We start from the raw sequence: 21,317 nt of genomic DNA, 5'->3' as shown, positions 1-21,317 counted from the left end.
CTTCATACCTCTATTCGTAATAATATGTGCTGCTGTAAACTTTGTATTCAATACCGTTCCTATTCAGATAATCTGCAAAGTTCTTGAATGAATCCAGATTCTTGAGATAGTTCTCGTAAGCGGAATAGAATTTGCGGCAATCGGCAATCAATGCACTGTCATCATTCAACGAAAGTCTTTCTGATAAGTATTGAAACTCATCTACAATGTGAAGCATATCCAGAATGGCTGAAACCGAAACTCCATTCATACCGTCGAGTATGCCTGACGGTATTTCGTGGAGGGAAAATTCCAAATATGATTTCAAAGAATAATACTTGAAATTCAATACATCAAGATTTTCAGGTTCCACATCAAGAACTAAATCAGCCAACTGTATGGGATTGTACTTATAACCAATAGCGTCACAAAAAATGGATAGCGGACTATTGGCATTGTTATATAACCTATCGTGACCACGGAAACAACTGAACAAAAACTTGATGCCATCAATTCCGTTGTTTTCAAAGTCAGCGGCTACCACAGGAATTATTATGGATTTGATGAAATAATTATTATAGCACAGTTCGCCATAACAATCCCGAAATTCACATAATTCCAGCATTGTCGGGATTTCATCCGTATGAATGTTTTTGGTCCATTCCGAAAGCATGGCATGTCGCTGTTTCCTTTCAGGTTTGCTCAAGCCGTCTTTGCGGAATTGAGAGCATATAGAAATGTATTCTGCCAATACCTTATTCATTTCTCAGTCCTCCTATTCAAGTTGATGATAAACCGGCGCACTTCGGCAGGCGACATCCAAGGCACAGAATCTTTTGGTAAGGAAAAATTCAGATATTGATGGTCGGGGCCGTGGTATCTTATCTGCACGCAATCTTTGGCTGGCGTGCGAGTGTCATCCGCATTGTAATAATCTATCAGAACATCCACATTTGGATTTCGGCAATCATAGTGAATAGTGCATCCCTGACGATAACTCACCGTGGCAAACGGTGAGGGTAATGTGAAACTACCTGAGGTCATTTGGCCGGTTAATGGATTGTATTGAAACAGATTGTCTATCAGCAGTCCGATTTCAGGTGCGAATCTGGCATATTTTATTGAATCAAGAGGATGTACCCAAACTGATCCATTTTCTTTATCTGTTGTCACAGCAAAATATCCCATTTCTTTATTGATGGTAAGATATGTTTCAGCAGTACCGAAAAATGGATATATATTGGTTTTGATAGGAGATATGAATGGCCCGTCTTTTAATCCAATGTAAGCTGTGGGCACACAATCAAACGGGCCGCTATCTTTATACAATATGTAGTTATCGTTTTTATCATAAATAGAAGGGAAACAGCTTAAAAATATCAGGAAAAACGGAAGAGCAAGAATCCACGAGGCGACAAAATCAAAATGGATCCAATATTTAAGAATTTGCGGAGCTTCAATATTACCGGCAATCGGTTTGATAAACAATCCTAATGCAAAACCAAACATCCACACCCACAAATCAAGATTCCACCGCCATAGTTGGTGGTTATCTAAGATCATCTCCATACCAATAACAACAGGCAGTAGGGCGAGCTGCACCCATACCATGCAAAGCGCAATATTATATCGGAGAGAAGTTTTCATATCTTTGCTTTTGGAATTAACGTGATTGATTCAAGTTTGGCGATATTGGGTGAAATCGGCTTGATTGTCAAACTTACATCGTACTGCTCAGGAAGTAGCTTTACATTTGGGTAGTTGTTGAGATTGTAACTTCTCCAAAATGGGGTTCCGTTATAACGGAAACATACCTCATCTATTCGATTTGTTGAATATCCCTTTAGTGAAGTTATTAAGGTTGTTGGAACGATGGACTGCGCCTTTATATTCCAATGGCTAAAGACAGCAAAGAAAACAGAAAGTCCACTAATGGCAATAGATTTCAAATACTTTCCATATTGGGATTTCCGCGAGAAAACAAAACAACCGATTGCAATAAGCCATACGGCAATCATCAGGAAATCATATATCCGACTGGAGATAAGAAATCCTCTTGAAATCCATAACACTGCACTCATAAGCGCGATAATCGCCCATAGAGAATAGTCAATCGACCGTGAACGTGTCGACTGATATATTCCCTTGCCTATGCCATAGGCAATAGCGATTATTACTATGTAGCGCAGTGTCGTTTCCATATTGTCATGTTAGTATTTCAAGCATACGCTTCTTAAGTTTCTTATAGTTGGCATATAACGCGAATCGTAGAAACAGGAAATCAATCAAAACAAAAGGTATAAATATCAATAGCTTTGCTATGCCCACAGCGATTCCATTTGTAAAACAAGATGATAACACAAGCATAAATATAAATAGCAATCCCATATTCCATACGGCCATCATAACCAATACAAACTCACTCATACCAACCGCCAAATGAACACGACATTTATCTTTTCCAACTTGCTCTACAATGCCGACTGCATCGGAGGCAAAGGAATTAACATAGTATGTATTCAGAGCTATGCGGAATCCGTTTCGCCATACCGAGCCGCGAAATTCGTCCTTTTTGCCATAGTTCATCCTGTCACACGAAATAACGGTAGAAGCGGAGATAAACGATAAAAGTTCATCTTTACTCCTATTCACTACAATATCGTGTTTGAAGAAAGTAATCATGCCTGCTCGTTTTTAATACGTCTGACTCCAAGTTGATAGGCGGTGTGCGTAAATGGAGGTACAGGTTTCTTGATATGATGTTTCGGTAAATCTATCGCGTCATACAATTCTTGAAAATTTGCAAATATATTGTCGTAGATTTCATGCTTTACGATACCGTTTTTGACGAGCCAAACCCCATTTATCAATTCTCCGTAACGATTAAAGACCCTTACATTGCATTTACAGTCGTAGTCATGGAGGTCTTTAGTGAAAACAAGTATCGGCAGATATGGCAGATAATATGTCAATCCATTTTCGTCAATGACAATTCTACTAAATAATTTCAAACTCAGTATTAATAGCCAACCAAATATTATCGACAAAAACGATAAGAGCGATGAAATCATCACAGATGTGTTTGCGAAACCTTCACCGTTTAGCGACCCCATGAACAAATAAAAAAGACCTAAACAGCAGAATAGCATCATTAATGGTATGAGTGATTTCATATATGCACTTTTCTTATATTTCGAGACCGTGGCCATAGCTATTTCTCCTTATGTTTGAACTTGATGGTTTTCTTGGTGTTGCGCTTGGGATATTTAACCTTGATTATCACAGGGTCGTCGTAGCCATCTGCCTCGATACGGAGTGTAGCTTCTTTTAATGGCTTGCCTTCTTCATCAGTTAAACCATAATCATAATCCCAGAATATTCGACATGGATGTTTTTCATCAAAGTATTCCGGTGATAAAAATCGGGAATCTTCTTCGTTGTCATCGTCTATCCATATTCGTTCAATATACAAATCATCTTTGTCAATGCGGTTGCCTTCCTCATCAATCACATTGAGGTCGAGATAATGATTTATTTCTCTTTTCACAGAAATAGCACCTCCCAGAACAAGTACGTCGCCCGTTAATACCGACTCGTCTGCTTCAAGCACAATATCTAAATTATCGGACCATCGCTTGATTGGCACTTTCAGAATATGATATCCGGGAAATGACACTTCCAATGTATCGCCGGGCGCAACTTCTATTTCAAAATCACCTTCAATACCTGAAGCACAACCCTTATTGTTTCGTAAATTGATTATAGTTGCTCCTATCAATGGTTCTCGTTGTGTTATTCCATTGCTGTCTATTTTTTCGCACACGACGCCTTTCACCATAAATGTATCGGTTACAGCATGGACTGCAATATCTCCCATTGGGAGCGACAGGTTCGGATCCGGAGCCTGCGCGGAAACGCCGTTTGGATTTAGCAATGCTAAAGCACCTGTCGAGATTCCGGCGAGAATGATGGCTTTACCCATGCGCTGACGGGAGCGAAGTTGTTGCTCCAAGTAGAGCACCTCGGCCTCGCATTTTGGGCACGTGCCGAGACAGTCTCCCTTGTAGCGACATTCCGACGTGGCAAACTCGATGCCGTTTGCGTCGGCAATCTGCCGACGTATCTCTTTCAATATCTTGCAGGTCTGTTTTCCTCGTGCCATAATCAATAGCGATTAGGGTCAAAACTTATTGGCAAATTCACATACACATTAACTTTCCTGCCTTCATGTTGTCCCGGGATGAAATCAGGGAACAGTCTTACAACCCTCAGAACTTCTCTGTCAAGAGCAGAATCCATACCTCTGATTATCTGTGGGTCGCATACATGGCCTAATGTGTCAACATAAAACCTTACTCTGATACTTCCTTGAAAACAACCAACCATTTCTTTCGGATATTTGAGATTGTCGCCAATGAATTTCAACAATGCTGCCTGCCCTCCCGGATACTCCGGCATTTGCTCCACTACATTATATATTTTGACTTCATCTGTGCCATATTCCGTCCCAGATACGACTTCGTTTTGTGTTACCGTTATAACAGAATCCTTTGCTTTTTCAGGGCTTTCAAAATTATCTGTCAATCTAAATATTATAGGTAGGGTAAACCAATATTCAACCGCTTTACCATTCAGGGTTGCCGGGTTGAATTTGGGCAGGGATTTGACGACACGCAAGGCTTCTTTGTCAAGTTCCGGATAAACTCTACGTATAATTTCAGCTTCCCCTACGGAGCCGTCTGCTTTTATCATGAACCGGATTATAACGCGACCTTGTATGTTTGACTCCCAGCACCCCGGAGGATATACGATATGCTGCGATATCCATTCCATTAGTTTTTCATCGCCGCCGGGGAATGTTGGGCGAACATCTACAATAGCTTCATACACGTTATCTTCTTGTTCAGGGTCAATAATTTCCCCCACAACAATTTCAGTATCATCGATTTCTCCTTTTTTTAAGACAACCGTATCTTCAATTGCGGGCAGTTCGCCCTCCTCGATTGTGTCAGCAACCTCAATCTGCTCGACTGATATCTCAGGCTCGCCCTGCAATGTAACGTTCGATTGATTTGACGATATGCCGCTACACTCCGACATAAGAATCATACCAGCAGAGATGCCGGCGAGGGCTACGGCTTTCCCGGCGAGGGTGCGGGCGCGGAGCTGCTGCTCAAGGTAGCGGACCTCGGCTTCGCATTTGGGGCATGTGCCGAGGCAGTCGCCCTTGTAGCGACATTCCGAAGTGGCGAACTCGATGCCGTTAGCCTCGGCAATCTGCCGACGTATCTCCTTCAATATCTTGCAGGTCTGTTTTCCTCGTGCCATAGTCAGTGTTTTTGTGGGTTATCAAAAAGGAAATTGTTGGCGTGGAGACGGACATAAGCCATTTGCATTTTCGTAATTTCCTCGTCATATTCATCTAATGAATACATTGCATCATCAAACTTCCCAAAATCAAGATCCAACTCATTGATTATATTGACTCGTTGCTCCAAGTCAAACTGCGGTTGTTTTATACCATCAAACTCCGAAACCGCCTTTTCAAGAATCCCGGCATACTTTTCTGCACCGATAGCTTTAAGGCCCTCAATGGCATCAAGATATACCATGCCGATTGAATCAGTGAAAAATCCATAATGTCCATCGCCATACACCTCAGAAATATACCAGTTGACTGAAAGAATATGACGCTGTTCTATACTGAACTGCGACACATCTTTAAGGTAATCATCATAACTGCCCGACACATTCACATAGGGTCTTATGGGATCAATTACATCTTCCGGGGTAGTATCGGCTTCATTGATTAGCTGAACTGTCACATCGTACCTGAACACATCAATATCTCCGGTCTGTTCAAGTATGACTTTCCCAAGAGTATTCATAGCGTTATTCAGTCGTATATAACGGGTGAGTAGAAAGCCTTTGACAACAATTGTTATAATAAGTAATATCCAGAAATAGATTGTAAATTTAGGGCTGAAGTATTCCATGCCGACCCACAACACACAAAGGATAAACAGTGAACCTACAGTGCGAAACCGCATAGCCAGAGGATTAAAAAAGTCTTCTATGACTTTTTTATCGGATACCGGAGTGATGTTATAGCTCACTCCCTCAAAAGTAGGACATGGTTTCTTGTCCGGCTTAGAGAATATATGCCTAAATCCCCGATATACGCCGAATATCATCCACCCGGCGAAGCAGGCATAAATAATCTTCATTGCCTCACCATCCTTTCCTGAAGTGATAAAAATCAGAATAATTGCAATTATAGCCAGCATTGAGCATAAGGCAATTCCAATTATGAACGTCGTTTTTTTATTCATAGACATTGTTTGCGGATTTGGTAGGTGAATAAATCGAATCGGGTAAAGCCGAGTTGTTCAAGCGCGGCTCGGCTTGCGTCGCGATCGGCATCAGTGGTGAACTCAGGTATCAGAGGTATGCGGACGATGCAGTCACTCTGCCTTCCGTTATCGGCTATCAGCCGGAGATTGGATAGGACAAGGGAATTGTCCAGCCCGGTATAGTTGCGGTAAATCTCAGAATTCATGTCCTTGATGTCGATGATAAGTGTATTTACCACAGGGAGCAAGGACGCGATATTGTCCATCGGAACATTGAGCGAGGTTTCAAGATTGATTTGCCAGCTCTCGTCGCACAGTTCGCGGAAGCGTCGGATAAAATCGGGACGCAGACACGGCTCCCCACCGCCGAATGTCACGCCGCCATTGGTGGCAAGGAAATAAAGCTCGTCGATGCGTATTTCCCGGTATAGCAATTCCGGGGTGTATTCCTTGAACTTGCCGCCATCACCGAGCGACTGGGGATTGAGGCAATAACGGCAATGGAGCGGGCATCCGTGGAAAGCCACAAGCGTGGTGACGCCATCGCCGTCGGTAGAGAGGCGATGACGCGCTATGCCGATGATTCTTGCGAGGCTCTTTCCCATTGTGCCCGTATTTATGCTGTCATTTTTCTTTGCTATCCCATAAATCGTTAAAGGGTAGTTTACATAGCAAAGTTAACAATAATAATCGGATTTCAGAGTGACATTTGTCACACTTGCACTGAAATCGACCATATTGTGAGGGTTTTATAAGCACAGAAGGGCCGGAAACTCATAAAAAAGTGGTATATTTGCATTATGGAGAAGTTCAACGCCTTTGAGCGGGATATCGATTTCGCATTCTGGCAGGAGATCTGCGAGAGCCACGGCGAGCTACGGCATTATCGCCGTGGCGAATATTTCGTGAACTCCGGTGACGGCCTCAAATACTGCGGATGGATACGGAACGGAGGTTTCAAGCATGCGCTGTCCGACTGCGACGGGTGTCTTAAGACAGTAGGCTTTGTATTCAGTAATGCGGTTCTGGCCAACTACTCAGCGATAATGTCGGGTGGCCCCATGCCAACTGCCATCATAGCATTGGAAGATTCCGATGTGATGATTGTGCCGACAAAGTTTATCCAGGAATATTTAGAGAGCAATCCGGAGTTTAATCTGCGGTTCGTACAGTCCTTGTTCTCCCAAGCCTACGGAATAATACTCAACGGTTACTATTATTCGCCCCTCCAACGCTACCGTCAACTGGTAGAGCGGTTCCCGCGAATACTTGAACTTGTGCCACTTGGCGAAATCGCCTCATATCTGAATATTTCCCGCCGTCAGCTCCATCGGTTTCGGGAGACTCCCGACAGTCAGGCCGATTGACACTCTTGACAAATTGCCTGTTTTCGCTTGGCAGATTCATCAAAATTTATTTCCTTTGCAAAGTCAGAAAGAGATTGCAGTCAGCCATATCCATTGATTCACGACCATACCTTTATCTTTCCTTTCCGTTCCCTTTTGACCGCCTGACTGCTTCCTACAAATAAAATCCATTTTTGTTACTTGCTTGTTATCTTTCGCTGATTTCTCAATCATAAGTCGGTGACATCCAATACTATGCTTTGTCGTTTTATTTTCAAGGGAAAAGAAGGGAAGAAATTTTATTTTCCCTTTCGTTCTTTTCCAGCTTTTTTCAATGCTCAATTATATATTTTACGGCTTGTAATATCATAATTTCGGTTTCGCATAAAATATGACAACAGCCGGAGGGAAATCTTTGCAATAGAAGCGTCCTCTATAGAAAATGCCACTTCAATCGATTGAAGTGGCATTTTCTATAGAGGACGGAAAATGAAATTTATTTTACTTCCACTTTCCGGCTGATGTGTCCGTCAGCGGTGTATATCACTACGATATGGACACCTGTCTTCAGATTCTCAAACTTCAGCTTATCGGCATTTGTCGCGGCTGCTTCCTTCACACCTGCGATGTCATAAACTTCGACAAGCTCTACCGACTGAGTGTCACCTGAAATCTCAATATTTCCATTTTCGACGATGACCTTTATTGCTCCATTATCTACAGTCTCGATAGCCGAGGTTGCCGAAGCATTAAACACAAACGGAGACTTGAGAGAACCGACAGGCGATTCCGTGAATGTCAATGTCTGAGGCAACGCATGCTCACTGTGTGAATCGGTCGACAGGATGCGGAAACTGATTTCATCGCCGGGATTACCGAATACACTGATCATGGTCCATCCTTCGACACATACGCCTATACCGCGGCACTCATCGCCACAGAAAGCTCCGATTTCAAACTCTCCGTCAGCGGCCATAATGCCTCCGTCTTTAACGATATGTGAGGTTATAGGCATTACCGAAGGATATTTGCTGCTTTCGATAGTCCATGTAGCCTTGGTGTTTTCGCGGACAATGTTCTTTCTGACTTCGCTGTGTGACGGAACTGCGTTGTAGTTAAACTCTTTCACACTTCCGCTGAGATACATATAGCCCTGTCCGAGCGCAAGCTGCTGGAGATCTCCGATCCAATTGCCGTCGGTGTCAGCCTGAGCGAAGCCCTCGCGTCCGACAATCATGTCGCCTTCCTCAGCTTCAAGATTGACAAAGGCATCAGCAACGGTGATACAACTGTTCTCCATCGGACAACCGATCCAGTTCCAGCCCTTTTTGAGAGCTACGGGCACAGATGGGTCAAACGAAACTCCGCTCACAGCCTGATCGCTGTTTCCGCCTACAGTAAACACCTTGTATGCTTCAAGCGGATTCAGCGAATTGAGATTACCGACAACTCCAAACTGGGGATCGCGGATTGCTTCTTCCGTCTGGGAAACAACACGGTCAACATTGTCAGAGATTATCGACTCAACAGGTATTTCATTCTCCACATTGTGTGAAATCCAGTTCCAGCCGTCCTCAAGACTGTAGTTGACATTGGTCTTTCTCAGTTCGTAGACCATGTTCACCGCATCCGAAAGATATCCTTTATACTCGGCAACCGCATTGATCGAGAGTGTGTCACTTTCAAGTGAGAATGGCGCATCATAAGCGATTCTTGTCTCGCTGCTTGCAGGATCAGATCCATCGACCGTATAATATATGGTCGAACCGGCTGTTTCAGAAAGGAGTTCGACAGAACCCGAACGATAAAGTTTAAATCCGTTATCGTTTGCAGGAGCAGGATTGAACACCCACAGCGGATGTGAACCTACAGCCACAGAATCAGGCAGCTGTGTTTCTGACGGACATACAAACACAGAGAACGGAGTGACGGCTACGCTGTCGGTGGCAGCACGACGGAATGCCACGCCGTTTTCATCGAGCACATAGACATCCGACTTATCATTATCCGCACCATAGGCGCCATAGAGAGTGAGACCACGGCCATTGACGCTCATTTCCTCTGCGAGAGGCGTATAGTTGACATCATAGACAATCTCAGAGTCCGCAGATTTTCCACGTGCAATGAATGTCACCGGAACTGTTGCAAACGGAGCATGGAGGTTAGCCAGATAAGGACGATTGGCAACGATGCTGTCGGCAGAGGTAAATGTATCGCCTTCCTCGCTGTTGAGTGTAAGGAGATTGAGCACCTTTTCTCCACGCGGAACAAACTCTTCGCCATAAGCCACAGAATCAGGAGCGAACGGAAGTATCACACCCTTCCAGCCGTCATTGTCGTCGCTGATGCTGCCGGGGATGTCAATCGTCATAGAAATACTGTTTGCTCCAAGGCTGAAGCTTGCCGGCGCATTGAAAGGATAACCCTGTTCAAGCACGATATCGGTATCGGCCACACGTGAGCTTCCCTGATTTACAATGACGTTACGCATTGTTCCGAGTTCGATGCCACTGTCTTCAGGAATGTAGATAAGACAGTTGGGATTTATTCCCCTGAAGGCATCCTCTGTAAGCCGGGCTTTACGCGGAGCGCGTGAAACGGCTTCAGCAGCGTTGTCAGCCGACTTGCCAAGCATGGTGATGCTCGTAAGATTGCTGCAACCGTCAAATGCTCCGTCGCCGATAGCCTCTACGCCCGGGAGGGTTACAGATTCAAGATTCTCACATCCGGCAAAAGCTCCCGAACCGATGGTGACAACATTTTCAGGTATTACCACACTCTTCAGACTGCTCATGTCAAGGAAGGCATTTGAAGGAATCTCCTCATTCGTCAATTCAGAGAGGTTGAGTGTCTCAAGCGACTTGAACTTATCACGTATCTCAGTGAAAGCGGCATTATCAAGCTCTCCGCTGACACCTATGTTGGTGATGTTTTTAGCTTCCTCCTCGCTGACGAGTCCAAGTTCACCTGACGAAATCATTGAACCTTCGCTTACAACGATTGATGCTGTAATGTCAATCTTGATTGAACCCTGCAGGTTGCTGATTGTATAGACACCGTTTTCATCGGGCGTGAGTATGGTCTCAATATCGGTAAATTCCGGTTTGTCTCCGAACTTTGTCAATACGTGGCTCACACATTTCACCTTAGCCTCAATGCCTGTAGCCTCTGAAATCACTTTGAACTTGTAGTTCTCACCTTCTTTAAAAAGGTTGGGACGAGATTGGGAGTCTTTTATGAAGAGGCTCATATCTGCGTTTCTCCAGATATTGCTCTCGTTCAGATCCACAAACTCGGCCTTGATGCCGGCTGGACAATTTATTTCAATCGGATAGTGGAATACTACTCTGATTATGTGGTCCTGGGGATACTTGGCACTTCCGGGCTTATAGAAGGGATCCGGATCAAGTACAACAGAGTGCTGGCCATCATACAGATAAGGAGTTGTTATTGTGACATCTTTGTCGTTGTCATATAATTTGAAGGCTATCCGGGACGATAGGTGGGATTGTCCTTATATGATGTGGGAGCAAAGTTGGGAAGTCCGATGGTAACCTTTTGAGCACCTTTTGAGACATCAATCTTGGTGAGCTGATAATATGTGTTGTAGTTGAACGAACGTTCCGGATCAATCTGGATGTTGTAGTAAACCTTAGATGTCGACATATTGAGCTCATTCCAGAATGTTGCTGCGCTGTAGTGGCTTTCAGCACCCTTTGGCACCTCAAGTGTGATATTGGCGGTGTTTGCAGGAAACGGACTCATATATCCTGTGGCCGGAGGCGCTGTGGCCAAAGTGACAATCTTCGACAATCTGGCACACGATGAGAACGCATTGTCTCCGACGTAGGTGACAGATGCGGGAATTGTGACCTCCGAGAGGCTGACACAGCGGTAGAAAGCATTCTCTTCTATGTTTACAAGATTTGTCGGAAGAATGATTGTCTTCAACGCAGTCTGTACAAAGCCTGTCGAAGCGAAAGCCTTCGACGGAATTGCGTTTGCAAGGTCCCCTGCGCCTTTTATTGTCAGATCGGCAAGGTCAAGATCTACAATTGTTGCGGCATGTTTACGGAATGCGTCGAAATCCTCTGATCTCATCACTCCAATCACCTTAAGACGTGCCGGGCACTGTGCGATCTTGGCATCGAGTTCTCCTTCCTTCACATTGACAACAGTATAGGCATTCGAGCCCTTCGGATTGACCTGTATATTTATCTCAAGATCCTCGACAACGGCAGGAATGGAAATATTTGCGATTGCAGCATCAACAACCTTGTTTATTCCGTTTACCGACACTGTTACACGGTCATCTACCGAGACAGGAGTAACTTTAAGAGAGAACGGCATACCTCTCACCACCTGAGTGGCTCCCCCTTGTATGGAAGCACCCTCAACCTTCTGTGGCATATTTATATTATAGTATACCACACGGTTGCCAATGGCACTGATGCGGTCGGCAATAGTATCGTTCGCAGCATTGACAAGACTCCATTTTTTCTTGTCGAGAGACGAAACGACACGGATTAGGTTACCCTCGCGCACAGTCGCATCCTTTACCTGACAGACGAAATTACATGGCTGGTTGCCATAATTGTAAATACTGTTATAGATGACAGGCGATATGATCTCCTTGACACCGCCGTCCTTATCAGTGAGTGCGACACAGTAGAACTGATCGGCATTTTCCGAAGGAATTCCAAGCGCGTTCGCACGGATCGTAAACGATTTTCCGGGCACTACATTCACAACATCAGTCACAAGACCGACACCGCCGGCTGCACCGGTTATTTTCCACGGAGAGTCGGGCCAAGTTGCCTCAGGCTGACGGAAATTAGCGTGGATCAGGGTGTTGCTGTTGATTGTTGCCTTATAGAGACCGTTTTCACCGGGATAAAGACGTGTATTGTTGGCATAGAGCTCCACAGTCGCGTCACCGAATGAATCATCAGTGTCCACTTTGAATTCATATTGAGAACCGGGAGCTACCTCCGTCGATTCAGTCATCGCGGTGAATTTGATACCTGCCGCATCCTGTATGGTTACGGTATACTGGCTGTCGGCAACGGGATTCTGTTCCTCAATTTCCTTGAAATCCTTCCAGTAATCCTTGTTACGATATGCGGCAGTAGCGCCTACGGGGACAATGAGCTTTGCTTTTGGTGTACCTTGGAACACACACCAGTTGACCCATGCAGCAGCTGAACGGCGAACTGTCACTTCACGAAGGCTTCCACAACCGAGGAATATGTTGTATTCATAAGTTGCCACCGAAGCCGGAATCTCTATAGATGTGAGACCGGAATAGCTGAAACAGCCGCTCTTGAAAGTATTGATGTTTTTAGGCAATACAATCTGGCGCAGATTACCACACTTGCTGAATGCCTTTGCAGGAATTGCATTTGCCGGATTGGCACCGTTGGCTTTGATACTTACACCAGAAATGTCAAGTCTCGACAGTTTCATGCGGTCACGCATGAACGTGAAGTCTGTCGCATCGATTGTGCCATAGAGGGTAAGGTCGGTCACAGTACCGGCCTCTGTATCGTTTATCAGCTGTGACAGCTTGCCGGCCTGAACCCACAGTGTGCGCTTCGACACAACGTCGGCGGCATTCTGTACGATCACAGTTATAGTCTGGTCAGCTGTAACATTGCTGAGGTTATACGCGTTGCCGTTCGGAGTAAGAATGAATCCGTTGGCCTTGACCGTCACCACATCCTCGGGAGATGTCGGGACTACCTTGAACGAGAAATCACGTCCTTTAATCACGCGAGGCTCGGTATAGGTAATTTCCGCACCCTCGACAGCAGCAGGGAAGCTGATGTTGAAATAAGGGATGGTGTTTCCTTTGGCACGGGCCTCACCAAGAGTGATGAGGTCATTGGCGACAGGTAGCCATGTGGAAGATGTATTGTCTTTCGTAACCAGACGGATTACATCGCCGTCATCTATCACTGCATCGGCAGGAACAGTGCATGAGATATCTGTATATTTCAGGATATTCAATGACGAAAGCCCGAAATTTTTTCCATCGCAGAGAAGTCGTTTGAATGTTCCGTCGGCTGAGAAAAGTCCGAGTGAGATTGAGCCTGAAAAATTATTGTTTGATATATTTTTCAATGCACCTGCTCTCACTTTAAACGTCGTTCCCGGCTGGATATCGGTAACATCCATCGTCATTCCGACCTGATTTTCATCGCTTGTCAGGTGGATTGGAGACCATTCGGCCGATGTGCTTGCCGGCTTGATGTTATATACGACAGTCGTCAGATTATTGAAATTATAGGTTTTGCTCATCGTAGGGTTAAGTGCGTCGGAGGCATAGAAGCCATCGGCACCACCTGCCCATCCCCAGTTGATATGGAGATAGACCGTGGGACCCATCATTTCATATCCGTCACACACGAAAGCATGGCCGGCAGATACGTCCTGACCGCAATAGAGCACCGGTCGGTTCTCATCAATCTCGTTTACAATAAGCGCGTCCCATGAATCACGGTCCATCTCGCTTCCCTTTTTATATGAGACTCCGGCATCATAACCGAACATGGTGATCAAGGCCGAGGGAACCTTCACTTCGAATGCGCTTGAACTTGACATTCCGAAATCAGTGCCGATTGCGATTGCCGCATCAGCGACCAATGTGCCGACTGCATCACCCTCAACAGCGTTATATCCGTTGCGGTAGTTGTCGTTGCGCATGTTGCTCCAGTCATATGTCGCTGTTTCACCTTCTTTTACAAGAGATGACGGACGGTTGACAGGATATTGGTGATATTTCAGAATTTCAGCCAAAGCAGTTCCGACACATCCGACGAGCGGACGGTTGGGAATCTTACTGTTAAAAGGTGCTTCCTGACTCCACGTAGGAGTGTTGAGCAGTTTCCGGCCACTCCGCGAAACTCGGCCCGGACTCCTTCTCGAGCTTGATTTCAGCACCGAAGCCGGAGTTTCGAGCAAGCGTTCCGCAGCTTCAGGCATGGCTTGTGGAAGCCATGCTGAAGTTGTGGAATAGGCCATTACCGGCAGTGCGGTATCATCGGCCGATACAATAATAAAGCCTTTTTTGTCTGTAGCATTGAAGATGTAGTAACGAGGAGTAGTGTCGACTTTCTCTACATATACCAGTTCCAGCGAACCGACATCTGCAAGACGTGAAACGTCTGCATTCTGGAAAAAATCGGTAGCCACCTCTTTCGCTTCCTCTGCTGTCAGTATGCCTCCATTTGCCAGCCCCGGATAAAATATACAGGTGGCAAAAGCAAGCATCCGGATTATAGGTTTAAGCATAAACGATGGTTATTTATTTGTGAATTTGGTTTATTTGTTTCTTATTTTATCAGGATTTTCTTACCATTGATGATATATATTCCCTTCGAAAGCTTCTGACTGGCCTCGCGGATGGTTACATCTTTAAGAACCAGCATACCTTTAAGATTATATACGGTCAACAGTGCGTTTTCGTCTACAAATATATTTGTCAGAGTAGAGAAAACAGATGTAGTACCATGAATCTCCACATCATGTGCAGGCATTGTTTCCGGCACTTCTTCAATCCATCCATTGAAAATTTTTCCTGAGGGGAATTGAGGTTCCGGGATTTCAACCGATGCTCCCATCAAAAGTTCTGTCTCGAAGTATACTTCACCGTCAATATAAGCGGTCAACTTATAATAGTTGGCGATGTAGTAAGCGTTGACAGTAACATCGTGAGACGGCATTGTGTCAGGCAGACCATCCCATCCTGAGAATGTGTGGCCTTCTTTCTCCGGAGCGTCTTCCGGAGTTATCCTTGCGCCGTATTCAACTTCCATAGAAACATATACCTCATCATCAACCATATATGTAAGTACATAGCTGTTGATTGCATACTTACCGTTTACGGTAACATCTGATGCCGGCATAGTTTCGGGAAGACCCTCCCAGCCGGAGAATGTGTAACCTTCTTTTTCAGGGGCTGACTCGGGATTAACCTTTGAACCATATTCAATCTGAACACTCTTATAGGTTTCACCGTCCAACATATAGATAAGGGTATAGGTGTTGACGGTGAACGTGCCGGTAACGGTTACATCCGATGCGGGCATAGTTTCGGGTAAGCCTTCCCAACCCGAGAACGTGTGACCCTCCTTTTCAGGTGCGGCCTCGGCGGTAAGCTTTTCACCATAGGCGACTTCAAGGCGCTTGTACTCTTCACCATCTACCATGTAAATAAGATTGTAGGTGTTGACGATGAACTTGCCGGTGACCGTAACGTCCGATGCGGGCATTGTTTCGGGTAAGCCTTCCCAGCCGGAGAACGTGTGACCTTCTTTTTCAGGAGCAACCTCGGCGGTCAGCTTTTCACCATAGGCGAACTGGAAAGTCTTGTAAACCTCGCCGTCTACAACATAAGTAAGGGTGTAGCTGTTGGTCGAGAATGAACCAGTCACAGTGACATCTGATGCCGGCATCGTTTCGGGGAGACCCTGCCAGCCTGAGAATGTGTAACCTTCCTTTTCAGGTGCGGCCTCGGCGGTCAGCTTTTCACCATAGGCCACTTCAAGGCGCTTGTACTCTTCACCGTCTACCATATAGATAAGGTTGTAGGTGTTGACGGTGAACGTGCCGGTGACCGTAACGTCCGATGCGGGCATGGTTTCGGGTAAACCTTCCCAGCCGGAGAACGTGTGACCTTCTTTTTCAGGAGCGGCCTCGGCGGTCAGCTTTTCACCGAAGGCGAACTGGAAAGTCTTGTAAACCGCGCCGTCTACAACATAAGTAAGGGTGTAGCTGTTGGTCGAGAATGAACCAGTCACAGTGACATCTGATGCCGGCATCGTTTCAGGAAGACCCTGCCAGCCTGAGAACGTGTAACCGTCCTTGACTGGAGCAGCCTCGGCGGTCAGCTTTTCGCCATAGGCGATTTCGAAGCGCTTGTACTCTTCACCGTCTACCATATAGATAAGGTTGTAGGTGTTGACGGTGAACGTGCCGGTGACCGTAACGTCCGATGCGGGCATGGTTTCGGGTAAACTTTCCCAGCCGGAGAACGTGTGACCTTCTTTTTCAGGTGCGGCCTCGGCGGTAAGCTTTTCACCGAAGGCGAACTGGAAAGTCTTGTAAACCTCGCCGTCTACAACATAAGTAAGGGTGTAGCTGTTGGTCGAGAATGAACCAGTCACAGTGACATCTGATGCCGGCATCGTTTCAGGAAGACCCTGCCAGCCTGAGAACGTGTAACCGTCCTTGACTGGAGCAGCCTCAGCGGTAAGCTTTTCACCATAGGCCACTTCAAGACGCTTGTACTCTTCACCATCTACCATATAGATAAGGTTGTAGGTGTTGACGGTGAACGTGCCGGTGACCGTAACGTCCGATGCGGGCATTGTTTCGGGTAAGCCTTCCCAGCCGGAGAACGTGTGACCTTCTTTTTCAGGAGCGGCCTCGGCGGTAAGCTTTTCACCGAAGGCGAACTGGAAAGTCTTGTAAACCGCGCCGTCTACAACATAAGTAAGGGTGTAGCTGTTGGTCGAGAATGAACCAGTCACAGTGACATCTGATGCCGGCATCGTTTCGGGGAGACCCTGCCAGCCTGAGAACGTGTAACCGTCCTTGACTGGAGCTGCCTCGGCGGTCAGCTTTTCGCCATAGGCGATTTCGAAGCGCTTGTACTCTTCACCGTCTACCATATAGATAAGGTTGTAGGTGTTGACAGTGAACTTGCCGGTGACCGTAACGTCCGATGCGGGCATGGTTTCGGGTAAGCCTTCCCAGCCCGAGAACGTGTGACCTTCCTTTTCAGGAGCAGCCTCGGCGGTCAGCTTTTCGCCGAAACCGAACTGGAAAGTCTTGTAAACCTCGCCGTCTACAACATAAGTAAGGGTGTAGCTGTTGGTCGAGAATGAGCCAGTGACGGTGACATCTGATGCCGGCATAGTTTCAGGAAGACCCTGCCAGCCCGAGAATGTGTAACCGTCCTTTTCGGGGGCGGCCTCGGCAGTCAGCTTTTCGCCATAGGCCACTTCAAGGCGCTTGTACTCTTCACCGTCTACCATATAGATAAGGTTGTAGGTGTTGACAGTGAACTTGCCGGTGACCGTAACGTCCGATGCGGGCATGGTTTCGGGTAAGCCTTCCCAGCCCGAGAACGTGTGACCTTCCTTTTCAGGAGCAGCCTCGGCGGTCAGCTTTTCGCCGAAACCGAACTGGAAAGTCTTGTAAACCTCGCCGTCTACAACATAAGTAAGGGTGTAGCTGTTGGTCGAGAATGAGCCAGTGACGGTGACATCTGATGCCGGCATAGTTTCAGGAAGACCCTGCCAGCCCGAGAATGTGTAACCATCCTTTTCTGGAGCGGCCTCGGCGGTCAGCTTTTCGCCATAGGCGACTTCAAGGCGCTTGTATTCCACGCCGTCCAACATGTAGATAAGGTGGTAGGTATTGACGGTGAACGTGCCGGTAACGGTAACATCCGATGCCGGCATAGTTTCGGGAAGACCTTCCCAGCCCGAGAACGTGTGACCTTCCTTTTCTGGGGCGGCCTCGGCGGTCAGTTTCTCACCATAGGCGAACTGGAAAGTCTTGTAAACCTCGCCGTCTACAACATAAGTAAGGGTATAGGTGTCCGCTGTGAATGATCCAGTGACGGTGACATCTGACGCGGGCATAGTTTCTGGTAGACCTTCCCAGCCTGAGAACGTATGACCTTCCTTTTCAGGTGCGGCCTCGGCGGTAAGCTTTTCGCCAAAGGCAACTTCAAGGCGCTTGTATTCCGCGCCATCCAACATGTAGATAAGATTGTAGGTGTTGACGGTGAACGTGCCGGTGACGGTAACATCCGATGCCGGCATAGTTTCGGGAAGACCTTCCCAGCCTGAGAACGTATGGCCTTCCTTTTCAGGGGCGACCTCGGCGGTCAGCTTTTCACCGAAGGCAACCTTTACACTTTTATACTCCTCACCATCCAGCATATAGGTAAGGGTGTAGGTGTCCGCTGTGAATGATCCAGTGACGGTGACATCTGACGCGGGCATAGTTTCAGGTAGACCTTCCCAGCCTGAGAACGTGTGGCCTTCCTTTTCAGGGGCGGCCTCGGCGGTAAGCTTTTCACCATAGGCCACTTCAAGGCGCTTGTATTCCGCGCCGTCCAACATGTAGATTAGGTTGTAGGTATTGACGGTGAACGTGCCGGTGACGGTAACATCCGATGCCGGCATAGTTTCGGGAAGACCTTCCCAGCCTGAGAACGTATGGCCTTCCTTTTCAGGGGCGGCCTCGGCGGTCAGCTTTTCGCCGAAGGCAACCTTTACACTTTTATACTCCTCACCATCCAGCATATAGGTAAGGGTGTAGGTGTCCGCTGTGAATGATCCAGTGACGGTGACATCTGACGCGGGCATAGTTTCAGGTAGACCTTCCCAGCCTGAGAACGTGTGGCCTTCCTTTTCAGGGGCGGCCTCGGCGGTAAGCTTTTCACCATAGGCCACTTCAAGGCGCTTGTATTCCGCGCCGTCCAACATGTAGATTAGGTTGTAGGTATTGACGGTGAACATGCCGGTGACGGTAACATCCGATGCCGGCATAGTTTCGGGAAGACCTTCCCAGCCTGAGAACGTATGGCCTTCCTTTTCAGGGGCGGCCTCGGCGGTCAGCTTTTCGCCGAAGGCAACCTTTACACTTTTATACTCCTCACCATCCAGCATATAGGTAAGGGTGTAGGTGTCCGCTGTGAATGATCCAGTGACGGTGACATCTGACGCGGGCATAGTTTCAGGTAGACCTTCCCAGCCTGAGAACGTGTGGCCTTCCTTTTCAGGGGCGGCCTCGGCAGTCAGTTTCTCACCATAGGCGACTTCAAGGCGCTTATACTCCACGCCGTCCAACATGTAGATAAGGTTGTAGGTGTTGACGGTGAACGTGCCGGTGACGGTAACGTCTGATCCCGGCATAGTTTCGGGGAGACCCTGCCAGCCTGAGAACGTGTAACCCTCTTTTTCGGGAGCTACTTCCGGAGTTATTGAAGAACCATATCCAATCTGATATGAACTGTATTCTTCTCCATCTACAATATATTTTAAAGTATAGGTATTAACTTCAAAAGAAGCTTCCAATATGATATCTCTATCAACAGTGATTGTACGAGTCTGCTCCGTAACATCATCACTCCACTTTACAAATTTATAATATGCGTCCGGGATAGCGGAAATTTCCACTTTTGATCCCTCCGGGTATCTTCCCCCATCTATATTCACCGAACCGCCGGAAGCAGCCGTGATACTTACATCAAAATATTTTACGATTGATATATTATAAGGTGAAGATGGAAGGCCAATGGCTTTATTCGATTCAAATGTGACGGACACACCTTCAATATCGGTCACATCGCCGGTCTGTTTATCTCTAATTTTAAATGAAACCGCCTCTCCTCGTTCCGTATTACTACGTATGCGCATATAGAGGCAATTCTCTACGCCGGATATGGACTCTGCCACTCCTCGACATTCATCACCGACAAAAGAAGCGACCTCATAGTCCGAGAGATTCACTTGTTGTCCGTTTGTCGCAAAAGCCACATTAAAATAGAGGCTCATGTCATAACGATAATCAGCCGGATTGACAGCCCATTCAAGCGGGACGCTCGCGCCTGAAGAGGAAAAGACCGTCAGAAACAGCACAATCAGCGTTACTAATGATTTGCTAATTGTTTTTTTCATTGGTGGTTAATAAAATTAAATAAGCAATTAATTCGTAATATTTGCGATATTATAAATGTTATGTATTGTGTATCTACAAGAAGACAATTAATAATGTCCTAACCAAAGATTTTCAATAAGTACATTCCAAATCAAAGCCGAAAACTTATAAATAGGCTTTCGGCTGTCATATGACGAGGAATGTTATTTCCACTAAATATTTCAGGTATTCAGACTGGAAACAATATAATCGAATTTTCAATGCAAAATTATATAAAATAATTGAAACTACATTTATAAATATGTGAAAATTCTAATTTTGATTTTATTTAAAAAATTTCAATATAGCTTAACACAAAAAGCCACGGCTATTCATACTGACATCATAATGGATAGCCGTGGCCGTATCTCGGTTTTTACGCGACTAAAAGGTTATAGTAAAATTCATGGCTGGAGTATAGCAAATATTTTGTCCGACAGTCGGAGTCGAAAGCTGAGTCATACCCATGCCCACACCGATTTTCTTTGCCTTGTTTCTATTATAATATGCCACACTTATTATCGGGATACTCGCTACAGAAATAACTCCACCGGAAATCATCAATGCTTTAGAAGCGGTAGACATTGCATCTGATCCTAAATCAGAGTTTGATGTAAAGCAGAGTAATACACCGGTAGTGGTCATGGCAACTCCAACTCCTAATGCAGTCCATCCAACCGCACTCAGCGCCTTGTACTTGCCCCATTCCGGAGTGTTCTTGTAGGCATCATCCATCAGCAATGATGTGGTCAGCTGCTGGCTATGACTATTGATGCTTGTCTGCACGTCAGCAATCATGTCGACAATTGAGTCGTTTTGAGAATAAGCACATACCACTGATGTGATAAAGGCTATAAACACTATGATTTTCTTCATGTTGATATTTCTTGGTTAAATGTAATAAGATTATTTAATCTAATAG

General features: G+C 46.0%; 14 protein-coding genes. 1 reads left to right on the top strand and 13 read right to left on the bottom strand.

Annotated features, from left to right (window positions below; all coding sequences use genetic code 11):
• Positions 1–10 precede the first annotated feature (10 nt).
• From E7747_RS09955 to E7747_RS09920, 8 genes are all read right to left on the bottom strand, one after another.
• Positions 11–742 (bottom strand): hypothetical protein, encoded by a 732-nt coding sequence (locus E7747_RS09955; protein WP_136415721.1) that lies wholly within the window; start codon positions 740–742, stop codon positions 11–13.
• Positions 739–1,626 carry a hypothetical protein gene (locus tag E7747_RS09950; RefSeq protein ID WP_123485478.1) on the bottom strand — a complete coding sequence of 296 codons (888 nt, stop codon included), beginning with the start codon at positions 1,624–1,626 and terminating at the stop codon, positions 739–741. The genes E7747_RS09955 and E7747_RS09950 overlap by 4 nt, the downstream gene beginning before the upstream one ends.
• Positions 1,623–2,180: a hypothetical protein gene (locus tag E7747_RS09945; protein WP_123485479.1), complete on the bottom strand. Its 558-nt coding sequence runs from the start codon at positions 2,178–2,180 to the stop codon at positions 1,623–1,625. Before E7747_RS09945 ends, E7747_RS09950 begins: the two co-directional genes overlap by 4 nt.
• A 4-nt stretch (positions 2,181–2,184) precedes the next feature.
• On the bottom strand, positions 2,185–2,661 hold the full coding sequence (locus E7747_RS09940) for a hypothetical protein (RefSeq protein ID WP_124076364.1): 477 nt from the start codon (positions 2,659–2,661) through the stop codon (positions 2,185–2,187).
• 529 nt (positions 2,662–3,190) lie between these two features.
• Complete coding sequence (locus E7747_RS16770; RefSeq protein WP_175578481.1) at positions 3,191–4,141, bottom strand: carboxypeptidase-like regulatory domain-containing protein; 951 nt, start codon at positions 4,139–4,141, stop codon at positions 3,191–3,193.
• 2 nt (positions 4,142–4,143) lie between these two features.
• On the bottom strand, positions 4,144–5,307 hold the full coding sequence (locus E7747_RS09930) for a TonB family protein (RefSeq protein ID WP_136415719.1): 1,164 nt from the start codon (positions 5,305–5,307) through the stop codon (positions 4,144–4,146).
• Between the two features lie 2 nt (positions 5,308–5,309).
• Complete coding sequence (locus E7747_RS09925) at positions 5,310–6,206, bottom strand: DMP19 family protein (protein ID WP_228449134.1); 897 nt, start codon at positions 6,204–6,206, stop codon at positions 5,310–5,312.
• 101 nt (positions 6,207–6,307) lie between these two features.
• Positions 6,308–6,937 (bottom strand): radical SAM protein, encoded by a 630-nt coding sequence (locus tag E7747_RS09920; protein ID WP_123485485.1) that lies wholly within the window; start codon positions 6,935–6,937, stop codon positions 6,308–6,310.
• A 195-nt stretch (positions 6,938–7,132) separates the two neighbouring features.
• On the opposite strand from E7747_RS09920, the gene E7747_RS09915 reads away from it, so the two are divergent.
• Positions 7,133–7,699, top strand: a complete 567-nt coding sequence (locus tag E7747_RS09915; RefSeq protein WP_136415715.1) for a Crp/Fnr family transcriptional regulator — start codon at positions 7,133–7,135, stop codon at positions 7,697–7,699.
• Positions 7,700–7,762: 63 nt separating this feature from the next.
• Here the strand turns inward: E7747_RS09915 and E7747_RS17000 are convergent, their stop codons facing one another.
• From E7747_RS17000 to E7747_RS09895, 5 genes are all read right to left on the bottom strand, one after another.
• Complete coding sequence (locus E7747_RS17000; RefSeq protein ID WP_228449133.1) at positions 7,763–7,912, bottom strand: hypothetical protein; 150 nt, start codon at positions 7,910–7,912, stop codon at positions 7,763–7,765.
• Positions 7,913–8,174: 262 nt separating this feature from the next.
• On the bottom strand, positions 8,175–10,967 hold the full coding sequence (locus tag E7747_RS09910; protein WP_136415713.1) for a leucine-rich repeat protein: 2,793 nt from the start codon (positions 10,965–10,967) through the stop codon (positions 8,175–8,177).
• A 197-nt stretch (positions 10,968–11,164) separates the two neighbouring features.
• Positions 11,165–14,971, bottom strand: coding sequence for a C10 family peptidase (locus E7747_RS09905; RefSeq protein WP_136415711.1), 3,807 nt, complete (start codon positions 14,969–14,971; stop codon positions 11,165–11,167).
• A 41-nt stretch (positions 14,972–15,012) separates the two neighbouring features.
• On the bottom strand, positions 15,013–20,376 hold the full coding sequence (locus E7747_RS09900; protein WP_136415709.1) for an InlB B-repeat-containing protein: 5,364 nt from the start codon (positions 20,374–20,376) through the stop codon (positions 15,013–15,015).
• Positions 20,377–20,779: 403 nt separating this feature from the next.
• A complete protein-coding gene (locus E7747_RS09895; RefSeq protein WP_136415708.1) occupies positions 20,780–21,271 on the bottom strand; it encodes a hypothetical protein in 492 nt (163 codons plus the stop codon).
• Positions 21,272–21,317 lie beyond the last annotated feature (46 nt).

It is taken from the genome of Duncaniella dubosii (assembly GCF_004803915.1).
Classification (GTDB): Bacteria; Bacteroidota; Bacteroidia; order Bacteroidales; family Muribaculaceae; genus Duncaniella; species Duncaniella dubosii.
Note: the sequence above shows the minus strand (reverse complement) of the source record. Positions and strands in the feature narration are given on the sequence as shown.

What these genes read in the sequence shown, in the direction of transcription:
- E7747_RS09955 (WP_136415721.1), bottom strand. Translation starts at nt 742, where the DNA reads ATGAATAAGGTATTGGCAGAATACATTTCTATATGCTCTCAATTCCGC.
- E7747_RS09950 (WP_123485478.1), bottom strand. Translation starts at nt 1,626, where the DNA reads ATGAAAACTTCTCTCCGATATAATATTGCGCTTTGCATGGTATGGGTG.
- E7747_RS09945 (WP_123485479.1), bottom strand. Translation starts at nt 2,180, where the DNA reads ATGGAAACGACACTGCGCTACATAGTAATAATCGCTATTGCCTATGGC.
- E7747_RS09940 (WP_124076364.1), bottom strand. Translation starts at nt 2,661, where the DNA reads ATGATTACTTTCTTCAAACACGATATTGTAGTGAATAGGAGTAAAGAT.
- E7747_RS16770 (WP_175578481.1), bottom strand. Translation starts at nt 4,141, where the DNA reads ATGGCACGAGGAAAACAGACCTGCAAGATATTGAAAGAGATACGTCGG.
- E7747_RS09930 (WP_136415719.1), bottom strand. Translation starts at nt 5,307, where the DNA reads ATGGCACGAGGAAAACAGACCTGCAAGATATTGAAGGAGATACGTCGG.
- E7747_RS09925 (WP_228449134.1), bottom strand. Translation starts at nt 6,206, where the DNA reads ATGAAGATTATTTATGCCTGCTTCGCCGGGTGGATGATATTCGGCGTA.
- E7747_RS09920 (WP_123485485.1), bottom strand. Translation starts at nt 6,937, where the DNA reads ATGGGAAAGAGCCTCGCAAGAATCATCGGCATAGCGCGTCATCGCCTC.
- E7747_RS09915 (WP_136415715.1), top strand. Translation starts at nt 7,133, where the DNA reads ATGGAGAAGTTCAACGCCTTTGAGCGGGATATCGATTTCGCATTCTGG.
- E7747_RS17000 (WP_228449133.1), bottom strand. Translation starts at nt 7,912, where the DNA reads ATGATTGAGAAATCAGCGAAAGATAACAAGCAAGTAACAAAAATGGAT.
- E7747_RS09905 (WP_136415711.1), bottom strand. Translation starts at nt 14,971, where the DNA reads ATGCTTAAACCTATAATCCGGATGCTTGCTTTTGCCACCTGTATATTT.
- E7747_RS09900 (WP_136415709.1), bottom strand. Translation starts at nt 20,376, where the DNA reads ATGAAAAAAACAATTAGCAAATCATTAGTAACGCTGATTGTGCTGTTT.
- E7747_RS09895 (WP_136415708.1), bottom strand. Translation starts at nt 21,271, where the DNA reads ATGAAGAAAATCATAGTGTTTATAGCCTTTATCACATCAGTGGTATGT.